Genomic DNA, 16,910 nt, shown 5'->3' on the forward strand with positions numbered 1-16,910 from the left:
TGGATCACTGCACTACCTACGCCGCGCCTTCGACGTCTCGCCCGAGGCCGTGCGCTACGTACCGACCGCGCGGGCGCTGGCAGCCGATCTCACCCGCACCGTGCCCGGCCCGCTCCGGACCGAGGCGGTCGAACTCGCCGAAGCCGTCGGAGTGGCCGCGTAAACCAAGGAGGCAGGGGGACATTTTGTCCCCTCAGTCCAGTTCGAAGCGCCCTACCGTCCCGGCATGACAAGCACCAGGCACACTACGAACGACGCCCTCAGAGATGGAAGGAAGGCCGCCGACGACCTGGCCGCAGCACTCAAGGAGGCCGGTTTCACCCTGCCCTCCCTGCGAGGCGGCTTTCCCGTCAACAACCTCGGCTACGTCGAACTCGGGGGAGCCGGAGCTGACTTGACCGGCCGCCTCGTCGTGTGGATCAGAGCACGCGTATGAGCATCATGGTCACGCGCCGGATGACCTTACGCGTCTATCGGGTACGTGCCGACGGCAGCAGGATCACAGAACTCTCGATGACCACGATTCGCGCCAAGGACAAGCTCGATCCGTTGACAGGCTCAGCCTGGCCACCATGCACGTGCGCACGTTGTAGGGCTGCTGCCCGAAACGCCGGGTAGCGCCTTCCAGGGAAACGAGTGCCCCGGCCCATCGGACCGGGGCACTCCCATGTCGAGTCAGTCGGCCAAGGGGAGGTACACGCGGTTGCCACTCGCCGCGAACTCCTTGGACTTCTCCAGCATCCCTGCCTCCACTTCCTCGGCCGAAGCAGAAGTTGCCAGGTCAGGAGCGAATTGCTCTGTGATGCTTCTACTGATTTTCATCGAGCAGAACTTGGGGCCGCACATCGAGCAGAAGTGCGCCGTCTTCGCCGGCTCCGCCGGCAGCGTCTCGTCATGGAACTCCCGTGCCGTGTCCGGGTCGAGCGCCAGATTGAACTGGTCCTCCCAGCGGAACTCGAACCGGGCGTCCGACAGCGCGTCGTCCCACTCCTGCGCCCCTGGATGCCCCTTGGCGAGATCCGCCGCGTGAGCCGCGATCTTGTACGTGATGACGCCCGTCTTCACGTCGTCGCGGTCAGGCAGGCCGAGATGTTCCTTGGGCGTGACGTAGCAGAGCATCGCCGTACCCCACCAGGCGATCATCGCCGCGCCGATCCCGGAGGTGATGTGGTCGTACGCCGGGGCCACATCGGTGGTCAGCGGGCCGAGGGTGTAGAACGGCGCCTCCTCGCAGATCTCCTGCTGGAGGTCGATGTTCTCCTTGATCTTGTGCATCGGGACATGGCCCGGGCCCTCGATCATCGTCTGTACGTGGTGGCTCTTGGCGATCGAGTTCAGCTCGCCCAGCGTGCGCAACTCGGCGAACTGCGCCTCGTCGTTGGCGTCCGCGATGGAGCCCGGCCGCAGCCCGTCGCCGAGGGAGTACGTCACGTCGTACGCGGCGAGGATGTCGCACAGCTCGTCGAAGTTCTCGTACAGGAACGACTCCTTGTGGTGCGCGAGGCACCAGGCGGCCATGATCGAGCCGCCGCGCGAGACGATGCCGGTCTTGCGGCGGGCCGTGAGCGGCACGTACCGCAGCAGGACACCGGCGTGGACCGTCATGTAGTCGACGCCCTGCTCGGCCTGTTCGATCACCGTGTCCTTGTAGATCTCCCAGGTCAGCTCCTCGGCCTTGCCGTCGACCTTTTCGAGCGCCTGGTAGAGCGGCACGGTGCCGATGGGCACGGGCGAGTTGCGCAGCACCCACTCGCGGGTGGTGTGGATGTTGCGGCCGGTGGAGAGGTCCATGACCGTGTCCGCGCCCCAGCGGGTCGCCCACGTCATCTTCTCCACCTCCTCCTCGATGGAGGAGGTGACCGCGGAGTTGCCGATGTTGGCGTTGACCTTCACCAGGAACCGCTTGCCGATGATCATCGGCTCGATCTCCGGGTGGTTGACATTGGCCGGCAGTACGGCGCGGCCTGCGGCGATCTCCTCGCGGACGACCTCCGGGGAGACGTTCTCCCGGATCGCGACGTACTCCATCTCCGGAGTGATCTCCCCCCGGCGGGCGTACGCGAGCTGGGTGACCGCCCGGCCCGGGCGGCCCCGGCGCGGCTGGCGTGGCCGCCCGGGGAAGACCGCGTCGAGCCCCCGCAGATCGGTCGTTCCGCTCCGGAGCAGTCCCCCGCGTGGGGAGGTGTGCTTGAGCCCGTCGTCCTCGGGGCGGGGCGGCCGGCCCGCGTACTCCTCGGTGTCGCCGCGGCCGATGATCCAGTTCTCCCGCAGCGGCGCGAGACCGCGGCGTACGTCGGTGTCGACGGTGGGGTCGGTGTACGGCCCCGAGGTGTCGTACAGCGTGACATCCGTGCCGTTGGTGAGGTGGACCTGGCGGACCGGCACCCGGAGATCGGGGCGGGAGCCCTCGATGTATCCCTTGTGCCAGCCGATGGACCGTCCGCCCGCGGTCCCGCCCGAGGGGGCCGGGTCCGCGCTGGTGTCCTCCGAGCCGGAGGCAGGCGTGTGTGCGTCCTGAATGGTCATGAGACCTACTCCCTACGCCGGCATTACCCGGTAACAGGTTCAGCGGTCGGCGCAGCGCAGGTGTCCGGGGAACCGTCCCCGGGACTACACGTCAGCGCCCTCTCAGCCCGGTGCTCCGAGCTCCCGCGTGTGCAAAGGTGCCTCCACGCTAGCGTCATATCGGGCGCGCTGAACAGAGGGCCCCACGCTTGCTCCACCTTCTTGCGATGATCGGTCGGTGACCCCACCCACCCAGTCTCACGAATCGCACGGCCACTCGCACAGTCATGGCCCCGCCGTGCCGGTCTCCCGGCACCTCCGCAAGGTGATCGCGGCGGTGCTGATTCCGTTCGCGGCCGCCGTGGTGGTCGGACTCGCCGTGCTCTGGCCGGGCGGTGCGCCCGCGCACGAGCGGACCGGTGTGGGTTTCGACCGGCAGACCTTCGAGGGCCAGGTGGTCCAGCTCGAACGGGTCGCCTGCAAGGACGTGAACGCCTCCCAGGTCCCGTCGACCGGTGACACCTCGACGCCCCAGGGCCGCGAGGCGGTGCAGGAAGAGACCGGCGAGTGCAAGAAGGCAACGGTCGAGCTGAAGAGCGGCAAGGAGAAGGGTCACACCTTCATCGAGATCGTCCAGCCGGACGCGCCGCGGCAGTTTCACGTGAAACAGGGCGTTGTGGTCGCCTATGCGCCGGACGCTCCCCGGGATCTCCAGTACTCGGTGTCCGATGTGGACCGCCAGTTCCCGTTGACGCTGCTGGCCGGGATCTTCGCGATCGCGGTGATCGTGGTGGGGCGGATGCGGGGGGTCATGGCGCTGGTCGCGCTCGTGGTCTCGTTCGCGATCCTGACGCTGTTCATCCTGCCGGCGATCCTCCAGGGCTCGAATCCGCTGGTGGTGGCGGTGGTGGGGGCGAGCGCGATCATGCTGGTGGCGCTGTATCTGTGCCACGGCCTGACGGCCCGTACCTCGGTGGCGGTGCTCGGCACTCTGATCTCGCTGCTGCTGATCGGCCTGCTGGGGTCGCTCTTCATCGGCTGGGCGAGCCTGACCGGTAACACCGATGACAACACGGGGCTGATCCACGGCCTCTACCCGGAGATCGACATGAGCGGCCTCCTGCTGGCCGGGGTGATCATCGGTTCGCTCGGTGTGCTTGACGATGTGACCGTGACGCAGACCTCGGCGGTGTGGGAGCTGCGCCAGGCCGACCCGACGATGGGGCCGCGGGCGCTGTACCGGGCGGGGATCCGGATCGGCCGGGACCACATCGCGTCGGTGGTCAATACGCTCGTGCTGGCTTACGCGGGTGCCGCGCTGCCGCTGCTGCTGCTCTTCTCGATCGCGCAGTCGAGCGTGGGGACGGTCGCCAACAGTGAGCTGGTGGCGGAGGAGATCGTACGGACGCTGGTGGGGTCGATCGGTCTGGTCGCGTCGGTGCCGGTGACGACGGCGCTGGCGGCGCTGGTGGTCTCCGCCGACCGGTCCGCCCCGGAGAGCCCTGCGGCCCTGTCCTCGCCGCCTGCCCCGGACGCGCCGGGGGCGGGCCCCGGGGCCGAGGCGGGCTGGGAGCCCCAGGAGGCCCCGGGGGTCCTGGTACCGACCCCGCCGGTGCGCGGACCGGGCGGCCGGGGCCGCCGCCGCAAGAAGTAGGCCGGGAGGAGCCGCCCGGGACACCAGAATCACCCGGACGGCCCTCTCCACGGACTGTCAGCCGGCGTTCTCCTCGGCGAGGATGCGGCCCAGCTCCTCCTCAAGGCTGCCTTCGAAGTCACTGAGCGTGCGCTCCTGGCCCAGCGGGACCAACCGGTCCGTACGGTCCAGGAAGGCCACCAGCGGCGCGGCACTGACACGGAAGAGCGCGTGGTCGTCGCCGACCTGGAGCCGCATATGGACGTCCGAGAGGTCCTCGGGCGTCGTCGGCGAGATGTGCACGTCACCGTCCCCGCTGGGTGTGTTGATGCCGTCAAGGAGCAGTTCGCGACCGAAAGTCCAGGTCACAGGCGCATCGCCGGGCAGATGGAATGTCATCCGAACCGCGTAGGGATCAGCCACCTTGTAGTGGAGTTCCACCGGGATACGGAACGACAGCTCCTCGGAGACGAGGAAGCTCATCAGGACCTCGGCCTGGACCGACTCGCGCATCGTTGTACTCCGGAGTAGATGGAACAGTGGCTGGGAATGATCCCCGTTGACCCTCTTGACGCCATCGTCCTGTAAGCGCTAGCAGATCACAAGGAGTAATTTTTCAGATACTGATAGAGAGGATTTGCGAGGTCAGCAGGGATCCGATCTCTCTGCGTAACCGTTCGACCGCCGGAAGCAGTCGTTCCTGTTGACAGACCGGTATAGAAATGGCCACGGCAGCGGCCGTGGAACCGACCGTGACGGGTACGGCGGCACAGACCGTGCCGAGCCGGTACTCCTGCCGGGAGACGACCGGCTCCATCCGCCCCAGCGAGGCGAGGCGCTCCAGCAGGGTGCTCCGGTCCGTCACCGAGTACGGCGTGAGCGGGCGGACGGGGTAGCGGTCCAGATGGTCGCGGCGGGACGCTTCGTCGAGCTGGCTCAGCAGACACTGGCCGATCGCGTGGGCATGGGCCGTCGCGCGGAAGTCGGCCCGTGCGACGACCGCGGGGCACGCGGGGCTGTCGGCCACGGAGACGAGGTCCATCTCGCCCTCGTCGTAGACCGCGAAGTACACGGGGACACCCATCGCGTCACGGAGCCGGGCGAGGACCTCGGTGAGGGTGGAGCGGCGGCTGCGGACGGCTCCGGCGTGCACCAGCCGCTGGGCGGCGTCCCCGAGGACGAAGACGCCCCTCTCGCGGCGGAGATAGCCCTCGTAGGTGAGGGTGCGCAGCAGGTGATAGGCCGTGGGAAGAGCGAGCCCCGTCTCGCGGGCGAGCTGCTTCGCGGTGGCCCCATCAGGATGGGACCCCACCGATTCCAGCAACCGCAGCGCCCGCCGCACCGAGCCGATCAGCGTGGGAGCCGCGGCGGATGTAGCTGTGACCAAAGATCACCCCCAGGCGTGCGGACGGGCCGGAGCCCGCCGGGTGCGGCAGAGGTGAGTCACTTTAGGGGCAGGTCACAGCCGGGGTTGGTTTCCCCTTCACCTTTCCCCCTGGCGGGCTAACAGACCTATGGACTGACAGCCCTACCAGTCACCCCGCGAGGACGACGAGGACGCCGTGAACTTCCGCACGACGTAGATCAGTCCGCCGACGAGGGCGACGAATATCAGTACCTTGAACAGCACGCCGATCACGAACGCGAGCAGGCTCATGATCAGTCCGCCGAAGACCACGACGGCGATCACGGGCACCGCGATCCACTTCACCCACCACGGCATTCCCGTGAAAATCTCCCGAACCGCCATCGTCCTTACCTCGCTTCACCGAGTTCCTGATGTGACCGTCGTACGCCTTCGATGCTAGAGGCGCGGCAGCCTCCGTGGCGGCCCCGCGGCCCCCGCTCTCCCCTGATCCGACCCTGAGACGCGCCTGAGGGTCACCCCTCGGGCGGCGCGAACACGACCATCACCCGCAGATCCTCCGTGATGTGGTGGAACTTGTGCGCGGCCCCGGCCGGTACGTAGACCACACTGCCGCGGCCGACCTGTGTCGTCTCCGTCCCGACCGTGATCGACGCCCGGCCGCTCACGACGAAGTACACCTCGTCCTGCCGGTGCGGCTGCTGCGGGTCGCTCGCGCCCGCGTCCAGCGCGTACAGACCCACCGACATGGTGCGTTCCCGTACAAACTGCAGATACGCGCCGTCGTTGGCGGCACGCTCCGCCTCCAGCTCATCCAGTCGGAATGCCTTCATGCCACGATCAGACCATGAAGAATTTCCTAGTCAAGACGATCGCCAACGCGGCGGCCCTGGCGGTGGCGATCTGGCTGCTCCAGAACATCACCTTGACCGGTGAGAACACCGGCAAGAAGGCGCTGACACTGGTCCTGGTGGCGCTGCTCTTCGGGCTGGTCAACTTCCTTGTCAAGCCGGTGCTGAAGCTGCTGACCCTGCCGTTGTTCATCCTCACCCTGGGGCTGTTCACCCTGGTGGTCAACGCCCTGATGCTGCTGCTGACCTCCTGGCTCGCGGACAAGCTGAGTCTGAGCTTCCAGGTCGAGGGGTTCTGGACGGCTGTGCTCGGCGGCCTGGTCATCTCCGTCGTGTCGTGGGCGCTGAACGTCGCGCTCCCCGACGACAACGACTGAGGCCGGCCATGAACGACCCCGTGAACCACTCCATGGACATCGGTGACGGCACACGAGCCGTGCGGGCCGGGCTTCCCGAGCCGGTCAAGCACGAACCGACCCTCCCCGGGCCGGTCTTCGCCGCCCACTTCCACCTGCCGGGCGACCCGACCGGACCGTACACCTACGGCCGGGACGAGAACCCGACCTGGACCCGTCTCGAACAGGCCATCAGCGAGCTGGAAGCGCCCGGCAGACCCGTCGAGACCGTCGCCTTCGCCTCCGGGATGGCCGCGATCTCCGCGGTGGCCTTCTCCCAGCTCCGGGCCGGCGACGCGGTCGTCCTGCCCGACGACGGCTACCAGGCCCTTCCGCTGCTGCGCGAGCGTCTGGAGGCGTACGGCGTGGAGGTGCGCACCGCGCCGACCGGCGGCGACGCCCAGCTCCGCGTCCTGGCCGGCGCCCGCCTCCTGTGGATCGAGTCGCCGTCCAACCCCGGACTCGACGTCTGCGACATTCGCCGGCTCGTGCGCGAGGCGCACGCCGGCGGCACCCTCGTCGCCGTCGACAACACCCTCGCCACCCCGCTCGGCCAGCGCCCGCTGGAACTCGGCGCGGACTTCTCCGTGGCCAGCGACACCAAGGGCATGACCGGCCACGGCGACCTCCTCCTCGGCCATGTGACCAGCGGCGACCCGGAACTCGCCGCGGGCGTACGGCGCTGGCGCAAGGTCGTCGGGGCGATCCCCGGGCCGATGGAGGCCTGGCTCGCACACCGCTCGCTGGCCACCCTCCACCTGCGCGTCGAGCGCCAGTGCGCCAACGCGCTGGTCCTCGCCCGCGCGCTGGCGGAACGCGACGACGTGAGCGCAGTGCGCCACCCCGGGCTGCCCGAGGACCCCTCGCACGCCGTGGCCGCCCGCCAGATGCGCCGCTTCGGCTCCGTGGTCTCCTTCGTCCTGCCCGACCGCGACAAGGCGGAACGTTTCCTCCGAGAGCTGCGGTTCGTGGAGGAAGCGACCAGCTTCGGCGGCGTACGGTCCACCGCCGAGCGGCGCGGACGCTGGGGCGGCGACGCCGTACCGGAAGGCTTCATCCGCTTCTCCGTCGGCGCCGAGGACTCCGAGGACCTGCTCACCGACGTCCTGCACGCCCTCGACACGGTGCGCTGACACCCGCCGGCGGCCGGCCCGTCAACAGCCCGTCAGCGGCCCGGCCACCGACGGGCTCCGTATACGAAAGAGACGGTCCGAGCCTCCCCCCTCATGGCTCGGACCGTCCCAGGTTCCACGCCGTTCCACGCGCGGAGAACCATTTAACCAAGGCTAGTTGACTCTGCGTCAGTGTCCAATCACAGTAGCGACAGCGGCCTATCGACTTATTTATAGTTGGCGTAGCGGGGGTGCCGCGGGGGCGAGGCCCTGTCGGGACAGGGCGCGGGCGCGGTTCAAGACGGGAGAGCGGGACATGGACCTGGCTCTGCTGCGCACCTTCGTCACCGTGCACCGCGCCGGTTCCTTCACCCGCGCCGCCGCCCTCCTCGGCCTCTCCCAACCCGCCGTGACCGGCCAGATCAGAACCCTGGAACGGCAGCTCGGACGCCCCCTCTTCCTCCGCCAGGCCCGCGGCGTCACCCCCACCACCATCGGCGACGAACTCGCGCACCGCGCCGCGCCCCACCTCGACGCGCTGGTCGAGATCGCCGAGACCGGACTCGACGAGGAATCCGGCGTACGGACCCTCCATCTCGCCGGGCCCCCCGAATTCACCTCCCTGCGCGCCCTGCCCGCACTCACCCCGCTCACCGCCCAGGGACTCGCACTGCGCACCTCGTTCTTCGGAAACTCCGAGGAAACCCTGGAAGGCCTGGCCGCCGGACATCATGATCTGGCCATCACCACCGCCCGGCCACGCGGCGGACTCCTCACCGCGACTCCGCTCTGCGACGAGGAACACGTCCTGATCGCGGCCCCCCGCTGGGCGGCCCGCCTCGGCCACGAGGTGCTGCGCGAGGGCGTCGTGCTGCTCGAACAGCTCCCGGTGGTCGAGGTCCACGAGTCCCTGCCCTTCGTCTCCCGCTACTGGGCCACCGTGTTCGAGACCCGGCCCGCGGCGGCCGGCACCGTGATCGCCCCCGACCTGCGGGCCGTCCTGGAGTGCACGGCGGCGGGCGCCGGACTCGCCGTCCTGCCCCGCTACCTCTGCGAGGCGGCCCTGGAGCGCGGCGAGGTCGTCGCTCTCCTCGACCCGCCCGTACCCCCGCTGCGCACCTACTTCCTGGCCGTACGCACCGGCACACTCGCCCTGCCGCCGGTCGCGCGGGCGCACGAGTGGCTGCTACGGGCCGCCGTGGAGTGGTGACCGGCGGAGACCAACCGGCGGACAGCCGGGGCGACGGGCCCGCGATCCGATGGGCCGCCGGGAGTTTCAGAAGGGGTGGGACGGGCGAACCTCTTCCCATGACCGAACGGCCCGTGGTCAAGCGCACCGCACGCGCCATCCTGCTGGACGGCGACGACCTGATCCTGATCAAACGGACCAAGCCAGGGGTGGACCCGTACTGGCTCACCCCCGGTGGCGGCGTCGAGAGAACGGACGCCACCGTCGTCGACGCCCTCCACCGCGAAGTGGACGAGGAACTCGGCGCGAAGATCATCGATGTGGTGCCGTGCTTCGTCGACACCGTGGAGCACATCGCCGACGGCGGCGTCACCGGCGTGAAGGTGCAGCACTTCTTCGTCTGCCGGCTGGACTCGATGGACACCTCACTGCGCCACGGCCCCGAGATCGACGAACCGTCCGGGGAGTACGAGATCGTCCGGGTGCCGTTCAGCCGCGTCGGCATCGCCGCCGTCCATCTCGTCCCTCTGTCCCTGCGCCACTACCTGGACGGCAACATCGAGGGCGTACGCGCGATGCACGCCCCCGACCTGGGCTGACCGGCGGAGCACCGGCCGCCCGGCCGGTGCATCCGGCCGCCCCTACATGGCCGCGACCAGCTCGTCCAGCGAGTCGTGGCGGATCCGCTCCGAGGGGATCCCGGAGCCCCGCAACGCGTCCAGGCTGCTGCGGATCATCCCGGGCGGCCCCGACAGAAACGCGTCGAACTCATGCCACGGACCGTGGTCGCGCACCGCCTCGGGAAGCCGCCCCGTCAGCCCCGCCGTGGGGCCCTCCGCGACCACCGGACGCACCGACAGCCACGGGTGGGCGCTCTCCAGCTCCAGCATCCTCTCCATGTCGTACAGGTCATGATCGCTGCGCGCGCCGTAGAACACCTCCACCGGACGCCGGTGCCCGTGCTCGGCGACATCCTCGATGAGCGCCTTGATCGGCGCGATACCGGTACCCCCGCCCAGACAGAGCAGACCGTTGTCCCTGCTGTGGTCGACGGTCATCGAACCGGCCGGCGGCCCCAGCCGCAGGACGTCACCGGGACGGGCGTGGTGGACCAGCGCGTTGGACACCCAGCCGGCCGGGACCGCCTTGACGTGGAAGGACAGCAGACCGTCCGGGCGGGGCGCCGACGCGAAGGAGTAGTGCCGCCAGACCCGCGGCCACCACGGCGTCTCCAGGCTCGTGTACTGCCCGGCGAGGAAGGGGTACGGCTGGTCGGGACGGACCGTGACCACGGCGATGTCGGAGGTCCGCGACTCGTGCGAGACCACCTCGGCCTGCCACCACGCCGGAGCGTGCTGCTCGTTCTCGGCCGCCGCGTCGATCATGATCTGGGAGATGGTCGTGTACGTCCGCACCCAGGCACCCTCGGTGTCCTCGTCCCAACTGGCCGAGGCATAACGCGCCAGCGCCCCCATGAGGGCCTCACCGACAGCCGGGTAATGCGCGGACCGGGTGCCGTACTTGCGGTGCCCGCGGCCGAGCTGCCGCAGATAGTCCGTGAGAACGGCGGGCGAGTCCATGTGCTCGGCGGCCGTCAGCAGCGCCTTGAGCAGCCGATCGCGCTGCGCGTCCATCGCCACGGGGAACAGCCCGCGCAGATCCGGATGGCGCACGAAGAGCAGCGAGTAGAAGTACGAGGTGACCTGATCGGACACCGGAGCGATCTCGGCCAGCGTACGGCGGACGAGGATCGCGTCCGGCGAGGCGTTCGGATCGGGCGCCGCGGGAGGGGGCGGCACGACGGACGGCTGCCCCGCGGGGGCCGCCGAGGCGGCAGGGGCCGCAGAGGCGGCGACCGGCGCCTCGGGCGGCAGCGCGGCCGACACCGGCGCCTGCGGCGGCAGAGGGGCACCCTCCGCACCCTCCGCGGGCTGCTCAGCACCGGACCACTCCGTGACCTGCTCCGCCGGGGCGGGCGGCCCGTCGGCGCCCTGCGCGCCCGGGGGCCGCTCGTACTCCGGCTGAACGGGATGGTGCCGTACGGCGTCCACCGAGTCCGGCGGTACGGGACCGGGGCGCGCGGCGGCCGACCGTACGGCCGCCTCCGCGGCTGCGGCGGAAACGGGCCCGCCGACCCCGCCTCCCGTCGTCCCGGGGCCCTCGGAGACCTGCGGATGGGCCGCGGGGCCCTCGTCCGCGCGTGCCCCCTTGGCGCGCGGCCGGAACGCGTCGGGAACCCCGTCGTCCGCGGGCGGCGGCACGGGAGCCGGCTGCTCCGCGCCCGGTTCCCGGTCCGGGGCCGCGGTTCCCTCACGCGGTGGCGGCGCTGTACGGGTCCCGCCGGAACCCACCGGGCGTATCGAGGCGAAGGTGCGGCCCTGGGCGGGTATTCGGTCCCGGCCCGCCGCCTCCCCGGCACCGCCCGGAGCCGCCGGGTCCGGCCGGCCCTGGCCGGCCGGCGCCCGGCGAGGGGCGAACCAGCCGCCGCCCGTGCGCTCCCCGGAGCCGCCGCTGTCCCCGGAAGTGCCGTTGTCAGCGGACGTGGTGGTCGGAGCGTCCATGATGTGCCTCGCCTCGAACATCTTTCGGTCGGTCTGCGCACTTCCGCTGGTCCGGAATACGCAAGCAATTCCCCGTTCTGACTCGGACTGTCAACAGCCCGCCCCGAACCCCGCCACAGCCCCTGCGGGACACGAGGCACAGGAATACGACATAGCGCGCACCACCCGTCGTCGCAGCATGGCAGGCCATGTCACCACAGCGGACAAAGAGCGCGAAGTTCGGGCATCCACGCTGGATTTACCGTTAGGGTGCATCGCTCCCGCGCTCAATCGCCGGCTCCCCGCCGCGTTTCCACGGCACCTCCGGGTCAGAGTATTACTGCTGGAGGCGGACCAGTTCATAGACCTCACGCAGATCGCCTCCCGAGTACGTGTGCGTGGCGAGCCCCGCCAGGTGATGATCAGCGTTCACGGCCACGGCACAGGGCACCACCGTGAAGATCTCCGCATCGGACATCGAATCACCATAGGCAACACAGCGGTCCAGCCCCACCCCGAACTCCGCACACAGCCGGTTCGCGATCTTCACCTTCGCGGCCGGATCGAGGATGCCCGACCGGTCCACCGGCTCGACAAAAGGCAGAGCCGGCCACCGTGAACCATGAGTGGCGTGCGCACCCCACTCCAGCAGCCGCGAAACAAAGAAATCAGGCGAGAGGGAGATAACAGCGCAGTAATCACCCCTCTTCCGGATGTCCGCCCAGACCTCACGGATTCCCGAAAGCCACGGAGCACCCTCGAAAGCAGCCGTCACCTGCTCCACCGTCAGCTCGGCCCACAACTCCCGCGCCCGTACAGCGAACTCGTCCGGCGCCAGCCCCCGCGAGAGGAAACCGCGCTCCAGCTCCGCGATCTCACGGCCCAGCCCCAACTGCCGGGAGATCTCCACCGCGTCGGCCGAACCACGGATCAGCGTGCCGTCGAGGTCGAAGAGATGAAGCCTGCGTCCGCTCACCGTGCTCCCCATACTCAGCATGTACGCCGAGGTTAGTACCCGCGGTTACTCCCGCGGGCAGACGCCCACCGGCCGCCCCGGCGAGCACTGTGTTTCACGTGAAACAACTCAAGCCGCCCACGCGCCGGCCCGTTCTCGTCCGCCACGTCGCCGTCTCCCGTGAGCCGGCTTCCCGCCTTCGCCGACGCCTCCGAGCTCTCGCCACTTCCCGTAAAACGGTGGACGAACGATCACCGGCTCCGCCAGCCTGATCCTCATGCCGACACCGCTCTCCGCACTGCCCATCCGACGCCTGACCATGAGAGACCTCACGGCCTGCGCGGACCTCGCAGAAGACCGCGACTGGGCACGCGAAGAGCACCGATGGGGCCTGCTCCTGTCGGCGAGCACCGGATACGGCATCGACGACCCGGACGGCAAGGGCCTGGCCGGCGTCTGCGTCGTCACCTCGTACGGCAGAGAACTCGCCGCCGTCGGCATGCTCCTCGTCGCCGGCCGGCACGCCCGCCAGGGGCTCGGGCAGCGGCTGATGCGGCACGTCCTGCACGAGGCCGGCACCACCCCGCTCGTCCTCCACGCCACACCCCACGGCAAACCGCTCTACGAACGGCTCGGGTTCACCGCCATCGGCTCCACGGAGACCGTCCTCGGCCGCCTGCGGACCCCCGGCCCCACCGTGTCCCCCGTGGCCACCCGGACCGCCACCGCCGCCGACCTGCCCGCCATCGTCCGCCTCGACCACGAAGTCTTCGGAGCGGACCGCACCCACCTCCTCGCCCGGCTCCCCGCCTTCGCCGACCGCCTCCAGGTCGCCGAGGAAGCCTCCACGATCACCGGCTACGCGGCAGCCTGGCCCACCGCGGCATCCGACGTCATCGGCCCCGTCGTGGCCCGGGACACCGACACCGCGAAGGCCCTGATCACCGCCCTCGCCCCCGGCCCGGACCGGCCGCTGCGCACCTCCGTCGACGTACGCCACGGGGAACTGCTGAGCTGGCTCAAGGAGCACGGTCCGGAACGGACCGCCCTGACCACACTCATGACCTACGGCATCCCCGACCTGCCGGGCGACCGAGCCCGGCGGTTCGCCCCGCTGAATCTGGCCACAGGCTGACCCGTCGCCCGTGCGGCGTACCCTGCCGACCATGAACGACCTGGAGATACGGCCCGCGGTCCCCGACGACATCCCCGCCATCGTGGCCCTGCTGGCGGACGACGCGCTCGGCGCACAGCGCGAGTCCCCCGACGACCTCACCCCCTACACCGCGGCCTTCGAACGCCTGGCCGCCGACCCGAACCAGCACCTCGCCGTGGCCGTACGCGACCACCGCGTGGTCGGAACACTCCAGCTCACCATCGTTCCCGGGCTCTCCCGCCGCGGCGCCACCCGCTCCCTCGTCGAAGCCGTACGGGTCCACTCCGACGAACGCGGCAGCGGCCTCGGCACCCAGCTCATCGAATGGGCGATCGACGCATCACGCCGCGAAGGCTGCCAACTGGTCCAACTGACCTCCGACACCACCCGCACCGACGCCCACCGCTTCTACGAACGGCTCGGCTTCACCGCCTCCCACGTCGGATTCAAACTGAGTATCTGAAAACCGCATCCTTATCCGATCCGGCTCGTTGCCCCCGGCAAGGGGGCGGGACATATGTCCATCGGGATTCCGCCCCTCCGACGGGCCGCACGGTCCAGGAGGAGACGGATCAGATGCTCGACGAGATAGTTCTGCTGGAGTCCAGCTCCCTGCGCGCACGCGTCGCAGAACGCGACGAAGTCCTCGACAGGGTCAAAGAACTGGCCCTGTCACCCGACGGCCTCCACGCCACGACCAAGGATGTCGCCGCCTACTTCGAGGTCGGCGAGACCGTCATCTGGGCTGTCATCCACGACCACCGGAGCGAACTCCAGTCCAACGGATACCGCGTTCTCAGCGGCGAGGAACTGACGTGCTTCAAGCAAGTCTGTGGAATCAAGTCCCGCAGCCGCTCCGTCGGGATCTTCTCCCGACGCGCCGTCCTGTGCACCGCGATGCTGCTCCGTGACAGCATCGTCGCACGTCAGGTGCGTACGCACCTGCTCGACAGCGAGCGGAATCAGCCCGTCGAGCCTGTGGACAACTTCATCCACAGGCTCCAGGAATGGATCGACACCCGCATCACCGACGCCCTCACTCAGCACCCCGGCGCACCCGCCGACGTGGACACCGCGCGCATCGCCGAGGACATCGTCCGCACCACCATCGGCACGGCCGTGGTCCCGGTCCTCAATACCGCCATCCGGAACGACGGCGACCAGCGCGCCCGGATCGAGGCCCTCGAAGACGAGGTGACCCGCCTCAAACGCATCCTGCGCGAGCGTGAGGCCGCCGGTTCGATGGGCGCACTCGACGCCATGAACGCACGCCAGTTCGAGCAACATATCGCCTGGCTCTGCCGCCGTGACGGATGCGATCCGGTCACGGTGACCGGCGGCCACGGCGACACCGGAGCCGACATCGTCGCCTACACCCCCGACGGGCGCCGCGTCGTCGTCCAGTGCAAGGCCCGCACCCCTGCGGCAACCATCACCAGCGGCGACGTACAGCAGTTCATCGGCATGGCCAAGCTCGACTACAAGGCCGACATCGCCCTGCTCGTCGCCACCTGCCCCTTCACCCGGGACGCCCTGCTGCTCGCCGCGCGACACGACATGACGGCGGTCCACCGCGGGCTGCTGGAGGCATGGAACGGGGGCGTGAAACTCCGGGCGTTCCGCCACTGATCCACCCCAACGACCGGTCCACCCCAACAGCCGGGCCCGAAGCCGCAATTCACGCTTGCGGCTTCGGGCCCGGTCGCACTCTACCGCCCGTCGGTCGCTCTGCCCGGTTTCACGTGAAACATCACCACCGGTCCTACGCCCCGAGCCCGCGCCAGCCCGCCTCGTCCACCCCGCCGGGAACCGCGTCACCCGGCTCGTACGGCGCCCGGGTGAAGACGAACGAGCCGAGGTCGAGGTGGCTCACGGATCCGTCCGGTCGCCGCACCACTCGCAAGGTCTCCCCGGCGTAGTAACCGTCGAGCCCCGTCCAGCCGCCGTCGGCCGCCGCGACAAAGACCGAGCCCCGCCCACCGCCGCGCAACGGGCGCAGCTCCAGCCCGCCGTCCGCCGTCAGCTTCAGCCCGACGGGCTGTGTTCCCCAGTACCACGGTCCGGTGAGCGCCAGCAGTTCCTGGTCCACCTCGGTCAGCGGCTTCCAGGGAGCCGGGATCCGCGGTTCCGCGTCCGCCACGATCCCCACCACCTCCGCCGCGAGCGATCCGGCCGCCAGCCCCGACGTGGAATTGGCCAGCGCCACCGCGGCCACCCCGTCCTCCACGCTCACCCACAGGCCGGCGACAAAGCCGGGCAGTGACCCCGTATGCCCCACGAGCGTCCGGCCACCCTGGCGGATCACCTGTGTTCCGAAGCCGTAGAGGCCGTCCCACTCCCCTGTCTCCGGCGCCGCCGCCGGTGTCCTCAACTCCGCCACGGACGCCGCGCTCAGGACCTTCTCGTCACCTTCCGCGAGGAAACCCGCGAACCGGCAGAGGTCGGCGGCGGTCGACCAGAGCTGCCCCGCCGGTGCCATCAGCCCCAGGTCCACGGCCGGCTCCGGCAGCATCACATCCGCCCACGGGTGCACGGCCCAGCCATCGGCAGCCGGCGCGACCGGCCGCGCCGTCGTGCGGTCCATGGACAGCGGCTCAAGGACCTCGCGCCGCAGCGCTTCCTCCCAGGACGCGCCACGTACCGCCTCGATCAGCGAACCCAGCAGCGTGAACCCCGGGTTGGAGTAGTGGTGCCGCCTTCCGGTGGGGTGCAGCACCGGCCGCTCTCCTAGTACGTCCACCAGCTCCGGGCGCAGCGCACCCGGTGTCCGCTCCCACCACGGCGCGGGGCTCTCCGCGGCGAGCCCCGCGCTGTGGGCGAGAAGCTGCGCGACGGTGACCTCACCGACGCCCGTCCCCGGAAGGTGCTTCTCCAGCGGATCCGAGAGATCGAGCAGCCCCTCGTCGCGCAGCCGCAACACCAGTACGGCGGTGAAGGTCTTCGTGATCGACCCGATCCGGTACTGCGTATCGGCATCGGGGGCGTGCCCGTCCACGCAACTCCGGGCCCCCGACCACACCATCCGCCCCTCACGTGCCACCGCCGCGACCACCGAGGGCACCCGTGCCTCCGCCTGCGCGACAGCAATACGATGCAACAGGGCCCGTCGTGTACCGGGCAACAACTCTTCCCAAGGTGTGGTCATGAACCACATCTACCCACGCGGCACCGCCACGTCGACCGCATTTCGGGCTGTGCCGAAACCCCC

17 protein-coding genes and 1 riboswitch are annotated in these 16,910 nt (G+C 69.8%); of the genes, 9 read left to right on the top strand and 8 right to left on the bottom strand.

The window, feature by feature from the left end:
- Positions 1-226: 226 nt before the first annotated feature.
- A complete protein-coding gene (locus tag ACIBJC_RS25290) occupies positions 227-436 on the top strand; it encodes a hypothetical protein (protein ID WP_399296170.1) in 210 nt (69 codons plus the stop codon).
- Positions 437-675: 239 nt separating this feature from the next.
- On the opposite strand, the gene thiC is transcribed toward ACIBJC_RS25290, so the two are convergent.
- Complete coding sequence (gene thiC / locus ACIBJC_RS25295; RefSeq protein WP_399296173.1) at positions 676-2,526, bottom strand: phosphomethylpyrimidine synthase ThiC; 1,851 nt, start codon at positions 2,524-2,526, stop codon at positions 676-678.
- A riboswitch (TPP riboswitch) is annotated at positions 2,519-2,663 on the bottom strand. It overlaps the preceding gene by 8 nt.
- A gap of 80 nt (positions 2,664-2,743) precedes the next feature.
- On the opposite strand from thiC, the gene ACIBJC_RS25300 reads away from it, so the two are divergent.
- Positions 2,744-4,159 carry a YibE/F family protein gene (locus ACIBJC_RS25300; protein ID WP_399296175.1) on the top strand — a complete coding sequence of 472 codons (1,416 nt, stop codon included), beginning with the start codon at positions 2,744-2,746 and terminating at the stop codon, positions 4,157-4,159.
- Between the two features lie 57 nt (positions 4,160-4,216).
- On the opposite strand, the gene ACIBJC_RS25305 is transcribed toward ACIBJC_RS25300, so the two are convergent.
- From ACIBJC_RS25305 to ACIBJC_RS25320, 4 genes are all read right to left on the bottom strand, one after another.
- Positions 4,217-4,651: an SsgA family sporulation/cell division regulator gene (locus ACIBJC_RS25305; RefSeq protein WP_329822853.1), complete on the bottom strand. Its 435-nt coding sequence runs from the start codon at positions 4,649-4,651 to the stop codon at positions 4,217-4,219.
- 103 nt (positions 4,652-4,754) lie between these two features.
- Complete coding sequence (locus ACIBJC_RS25310; RefSeq protein ID WP_399296177.1) at positions 4,755-5,525, bottom strand: IclR family transcriptional regulator; 771 nt, start codon at positions 5,523-5,525, stop codon at positions 4,755-4,757.
- A 141-nt stretch (positions 5,526-5,666) separates the two neighbouring features.
- Positions 5,667-5,888, bottom strand: a complete 222-nt coding sequence (locus ACIBJC_RS25315) for a DUF5326 family protein (protein ID WP_329822851.1) — start codon at positions 5,886-5,888, stop codon at positions 5,667-5,669.
- Positions 5,889-6,019: 131 nt separating this feature from the next.
- Positions 6,020-6,337: a cupin domain-containing protein gene (locus ACIBJC_RS25320; protein ID WP_329822850.1), complete on the bottom strand. Its 318-nt coding sequence runs from the start codon at positions 6,335-6,337 to the stop codon at positions 6,020-6,022.
- A gap of 14 nt (positions 6,338-6,351) precedes the next feature.
- On the opposite strand from ACIBJC_RS25320, the gene ACIBJC_RS25325 reads away from it, so the two are divergent.
- The 4 genes from ACIBJC_RS25325 (at position 6,352) to ACIBJC_RS25340 (ending at position 9,650) form a co-directional block, all read left to right on the top strand.
- A complete protein-coding gene (locus ACIBJC_RS25325; protein WP_399296180.1) occupies positions 6,352-6,732 on the top strand; it encodes a phage holin family protein in 381 nt (126 codons plus the stop codon).
- An 8-nt stretch (positions 6,733-6,740) separates the two neighbouring features.
- Positions 6,741-7,883, top strand: a complete 1,143-nt coding sequence (locus tag ACIBJC_RS25330; protein ID WP_399296182.1) for a cystathionine gamma-lyase — start codon at positions 6,741-6,743, stop codon at positions 7,881-7,883.
- 295 nt (positions 7,884-8,178) lie between these two features.
- Positions 8,179-9,072: a LysR family transcriptional regulator gene (locus ACIBJC_RS25335; RefSeq protein WP_399296184.1), complete on the top strand. Its 894-nt coding sequence runs from the start codon at positions 8,179-8,181 to the stop codon at positions 9,070-9,072.
- A 98-nt stretch (positions 9,073-9,170) separates the two neighbouring features.
- A complete protein-coding gene (locus tag ACIBJC_RS25340) occupies positions 9,171-9,650 on the top strand; it encodes an NUDIX domain-containing protein (RefSeq protein ID WP_384913418.1) in 480 nt (159 codons plus the stop codon).
- A 42-nt stretch (positions 9,651-9,692) separates the two neighbouring features.
- Here the strand turns inward: ACIBJC_RS25340 and ACIBJC_RS25345 are convergent, their stop codons facing one another.
- Together ACIBJC_RS25345 and ACIBJC_RS25350 are read right to left on the bottom strand one after the other, a co-directional pair.
- Positions 9,693-11,612, bottom strand: a complete 1,920-nt coding sequence (locus ACIBJC_RS25345) for a globin domain-containing protein (protein WP_399296187.1) — start codon at positions 11,610-11,612, stop codon at positions 9,693-9,695.
- A gap of 316 nt (positions 11,613-11,928) precedes the next feature.
- The gene (locus ACIBJC_RS25350; protein ID WP_399296783.1) at positions 11,929-12,579 is read right to left on the bottom strand and encodes an HAD family hydrolase; all 651 of its coding nucleotides are present in this window, start codon (positions 12,577-12,579) and stop codon (positions 11,929-11,931) included.
- Positions 12,580-12,823: 244 nt separating this feature from the next.
- Here ACIBJC_RS25350 and ACIBJC_RS25355 point away from each other — a divergent pair, with 244 nt between their 5' ends.
- The 3 genes from ACIBJC_RS25355 to ACIBJC_RS25365 all read left to right on the top strand — a co-directional run bounded on the left by ACIBJC_RS25355 (position 12,824) and on the right by ACIBJC_RS25365 (position 15,331).
- Positions 12,824-13,681: a GNAT family N-acetyltransferase gene (locus ACIBJC_RS25355; protein WP_399296189.1), complete on the top strand. Its 858-nt coding sequence runs from the start codon at positions 12,824-12,826 to the stop codon at positions 13,679-13,681.
- Between the two features lie 31 nt (positions 13,682-13,712).
- A complete protein-coding gene (locus ACIBJC_RS25360) occupies positions 13,713-14,165 on the top strand; it encodes a GNAT family N-acetyltransferase (RefSeq protein WP_399296191.1) in 453 nt (150 codons plus the stop codon).
- A gap of 113 nt (positions 14,166-14,278) precedes the next feature.
- On the top strand, positions 14,279-15,331 hold the full coding sequence (locus tag ACIBJC_RS25365) for a restriction endonuclease (RefSeq protein WP_399296193.1): 1,053 nt from the start codon (positions 14,279-14,281) through the stop codon (positions 15,329-15,331).
- Between the two features lie 133 nt (positions 15,332-15,464).
- On the opposite strand, the gene ACIBJC_RS25370 is transcribed toward ACIBJC_RS25365, so the two are convergent.
- Positions 15,465-16,847, bottom strand: a complete 1,383-nt coding sequence (locus tag ACIBJC_RS25370) for a serine hydrolase domain-containing protein (protein ID WP_399296195.1) — start codon at positions 16,845-16,847, stop codon at positions 15,465-15,467.
- Positions 16,848-16,910: the final 63 nt, after the last annotated feature.

It is taken from the genome of Streptomyces sp. NPDC050509 (assembly GCF_044457965.1).
Classification (GTDB): Bacteria; Actinomycetota; Actinomycetes; order Streptomycetales; family Streptomycetaceae; genus Streptomyces.

Bases quoted from the DNA above. Each gene is read 5' to 3' on its own strand.
- ACIBJC_RS25305 (WP_329822853.1), bottom strand. From the start codon at position 4,651: ATGCGCGAGTCGGTCCAGGCCGAGGTCCTGATGAGCTTCCTCGTCTCC.
- ACIBJC_RS25360 (WP_399296191.1), top strand. From the start codon at position 13,713: ATGAACGACCTGGAGATACGGCCCGCGGTCCCCGACGACATCCCCGCC.
- ACIBJC_RS25330 (WP_399296182.1), top strand. From the start codon at position 6,741: ATGAACGACCCCGTGAACCACTCCATGGACATCGGTGACGGCACACGA.
- ACIBJC_RS25290 (WP_399296170.1), top strand. From the start codon at position 227: ATGACAAGCACCAGGCACACTACGAACGACGCCCTCAGAGATGGAAGG.
- ACIBJC_RS25355 (WP_399296189.1), top strand. From the start codon at position 12,824: ATGCCGACACCGCTCTCCGCACTGCCCATCCGACGCCTGACCATGAGA.
- ACIBJC_RS25320 (WP_329822850.1), bottom strand. From the start codon at position 6,337: ATGAAGGCATTCCGACTGGATGAGCTGGAGGCGGAGCGTGCCGCCAAC.
- thiC (WP_399296173.1), bottom strand. From the start codon at position 2,526: ATGACCATTCAGGACGCACACACGCCTGCCTCCGGCTCGGAGGACACC.
- ACIBJC_RS25365 (WP_399296193.1), top strand. From the start codon at position 14,279: ATGCTCGACGAGATAGTTCTGCTGGAGTCCAGCTCCCTGCGCGCACGC.
- ACIBJC_RS25350 (WP_399296783.1), bottom strand. From the start codon at position 12,579: ATGGGGAGCACGGTGAGCGGACGCAGGCTTCATCTCTTCGACCTCGAC.
- ACIBJC_RS25345 (WP_399296187.1), bottom strand. From the start codon at position 11,612: ATGGACGCTCCGACCACCACGTCCGCTGACAACGGCACTTCCGGGGAC.
- ACIBJC_RS25370 (WP_399296195.1), bottom strand. From the start codon at position 16,847: ATGACCACACCTTGGGAAGAGTTGTTGCCCGGTACACGACGGGCCCTG.
- ACIBJC_RS25315 (WP_329822851.1), bottom strand. From the start codon at position 5,888: ATGGCGGTTCGGGAGATTTTCACGGGAATGCCGTGGTGGGTGAAGTGG.
- ACIBJC_RS25335 (WP_399296184.1), top strand. From the start codon at position 8,179: ATGGACCTGGCTCTGCTGCGCACCTTCGTCACCGTGCACCGCGCCGGT.
- ACIBJC_RS25325 (WP_399296180.1), top strand. From the start codon at position 6,352: ATGAAGAATTTCCTAGTCAAGACGATCGCCAACGCGGCGGCCCTGGCG.
- ACIBJC_RS25340 (WP_384913418.1), top strand. From the start codon at position 9,171: ATGACCGAACGGCCCGTGGTCAAGCGCACCGCACGCGCCATCCTGCTG.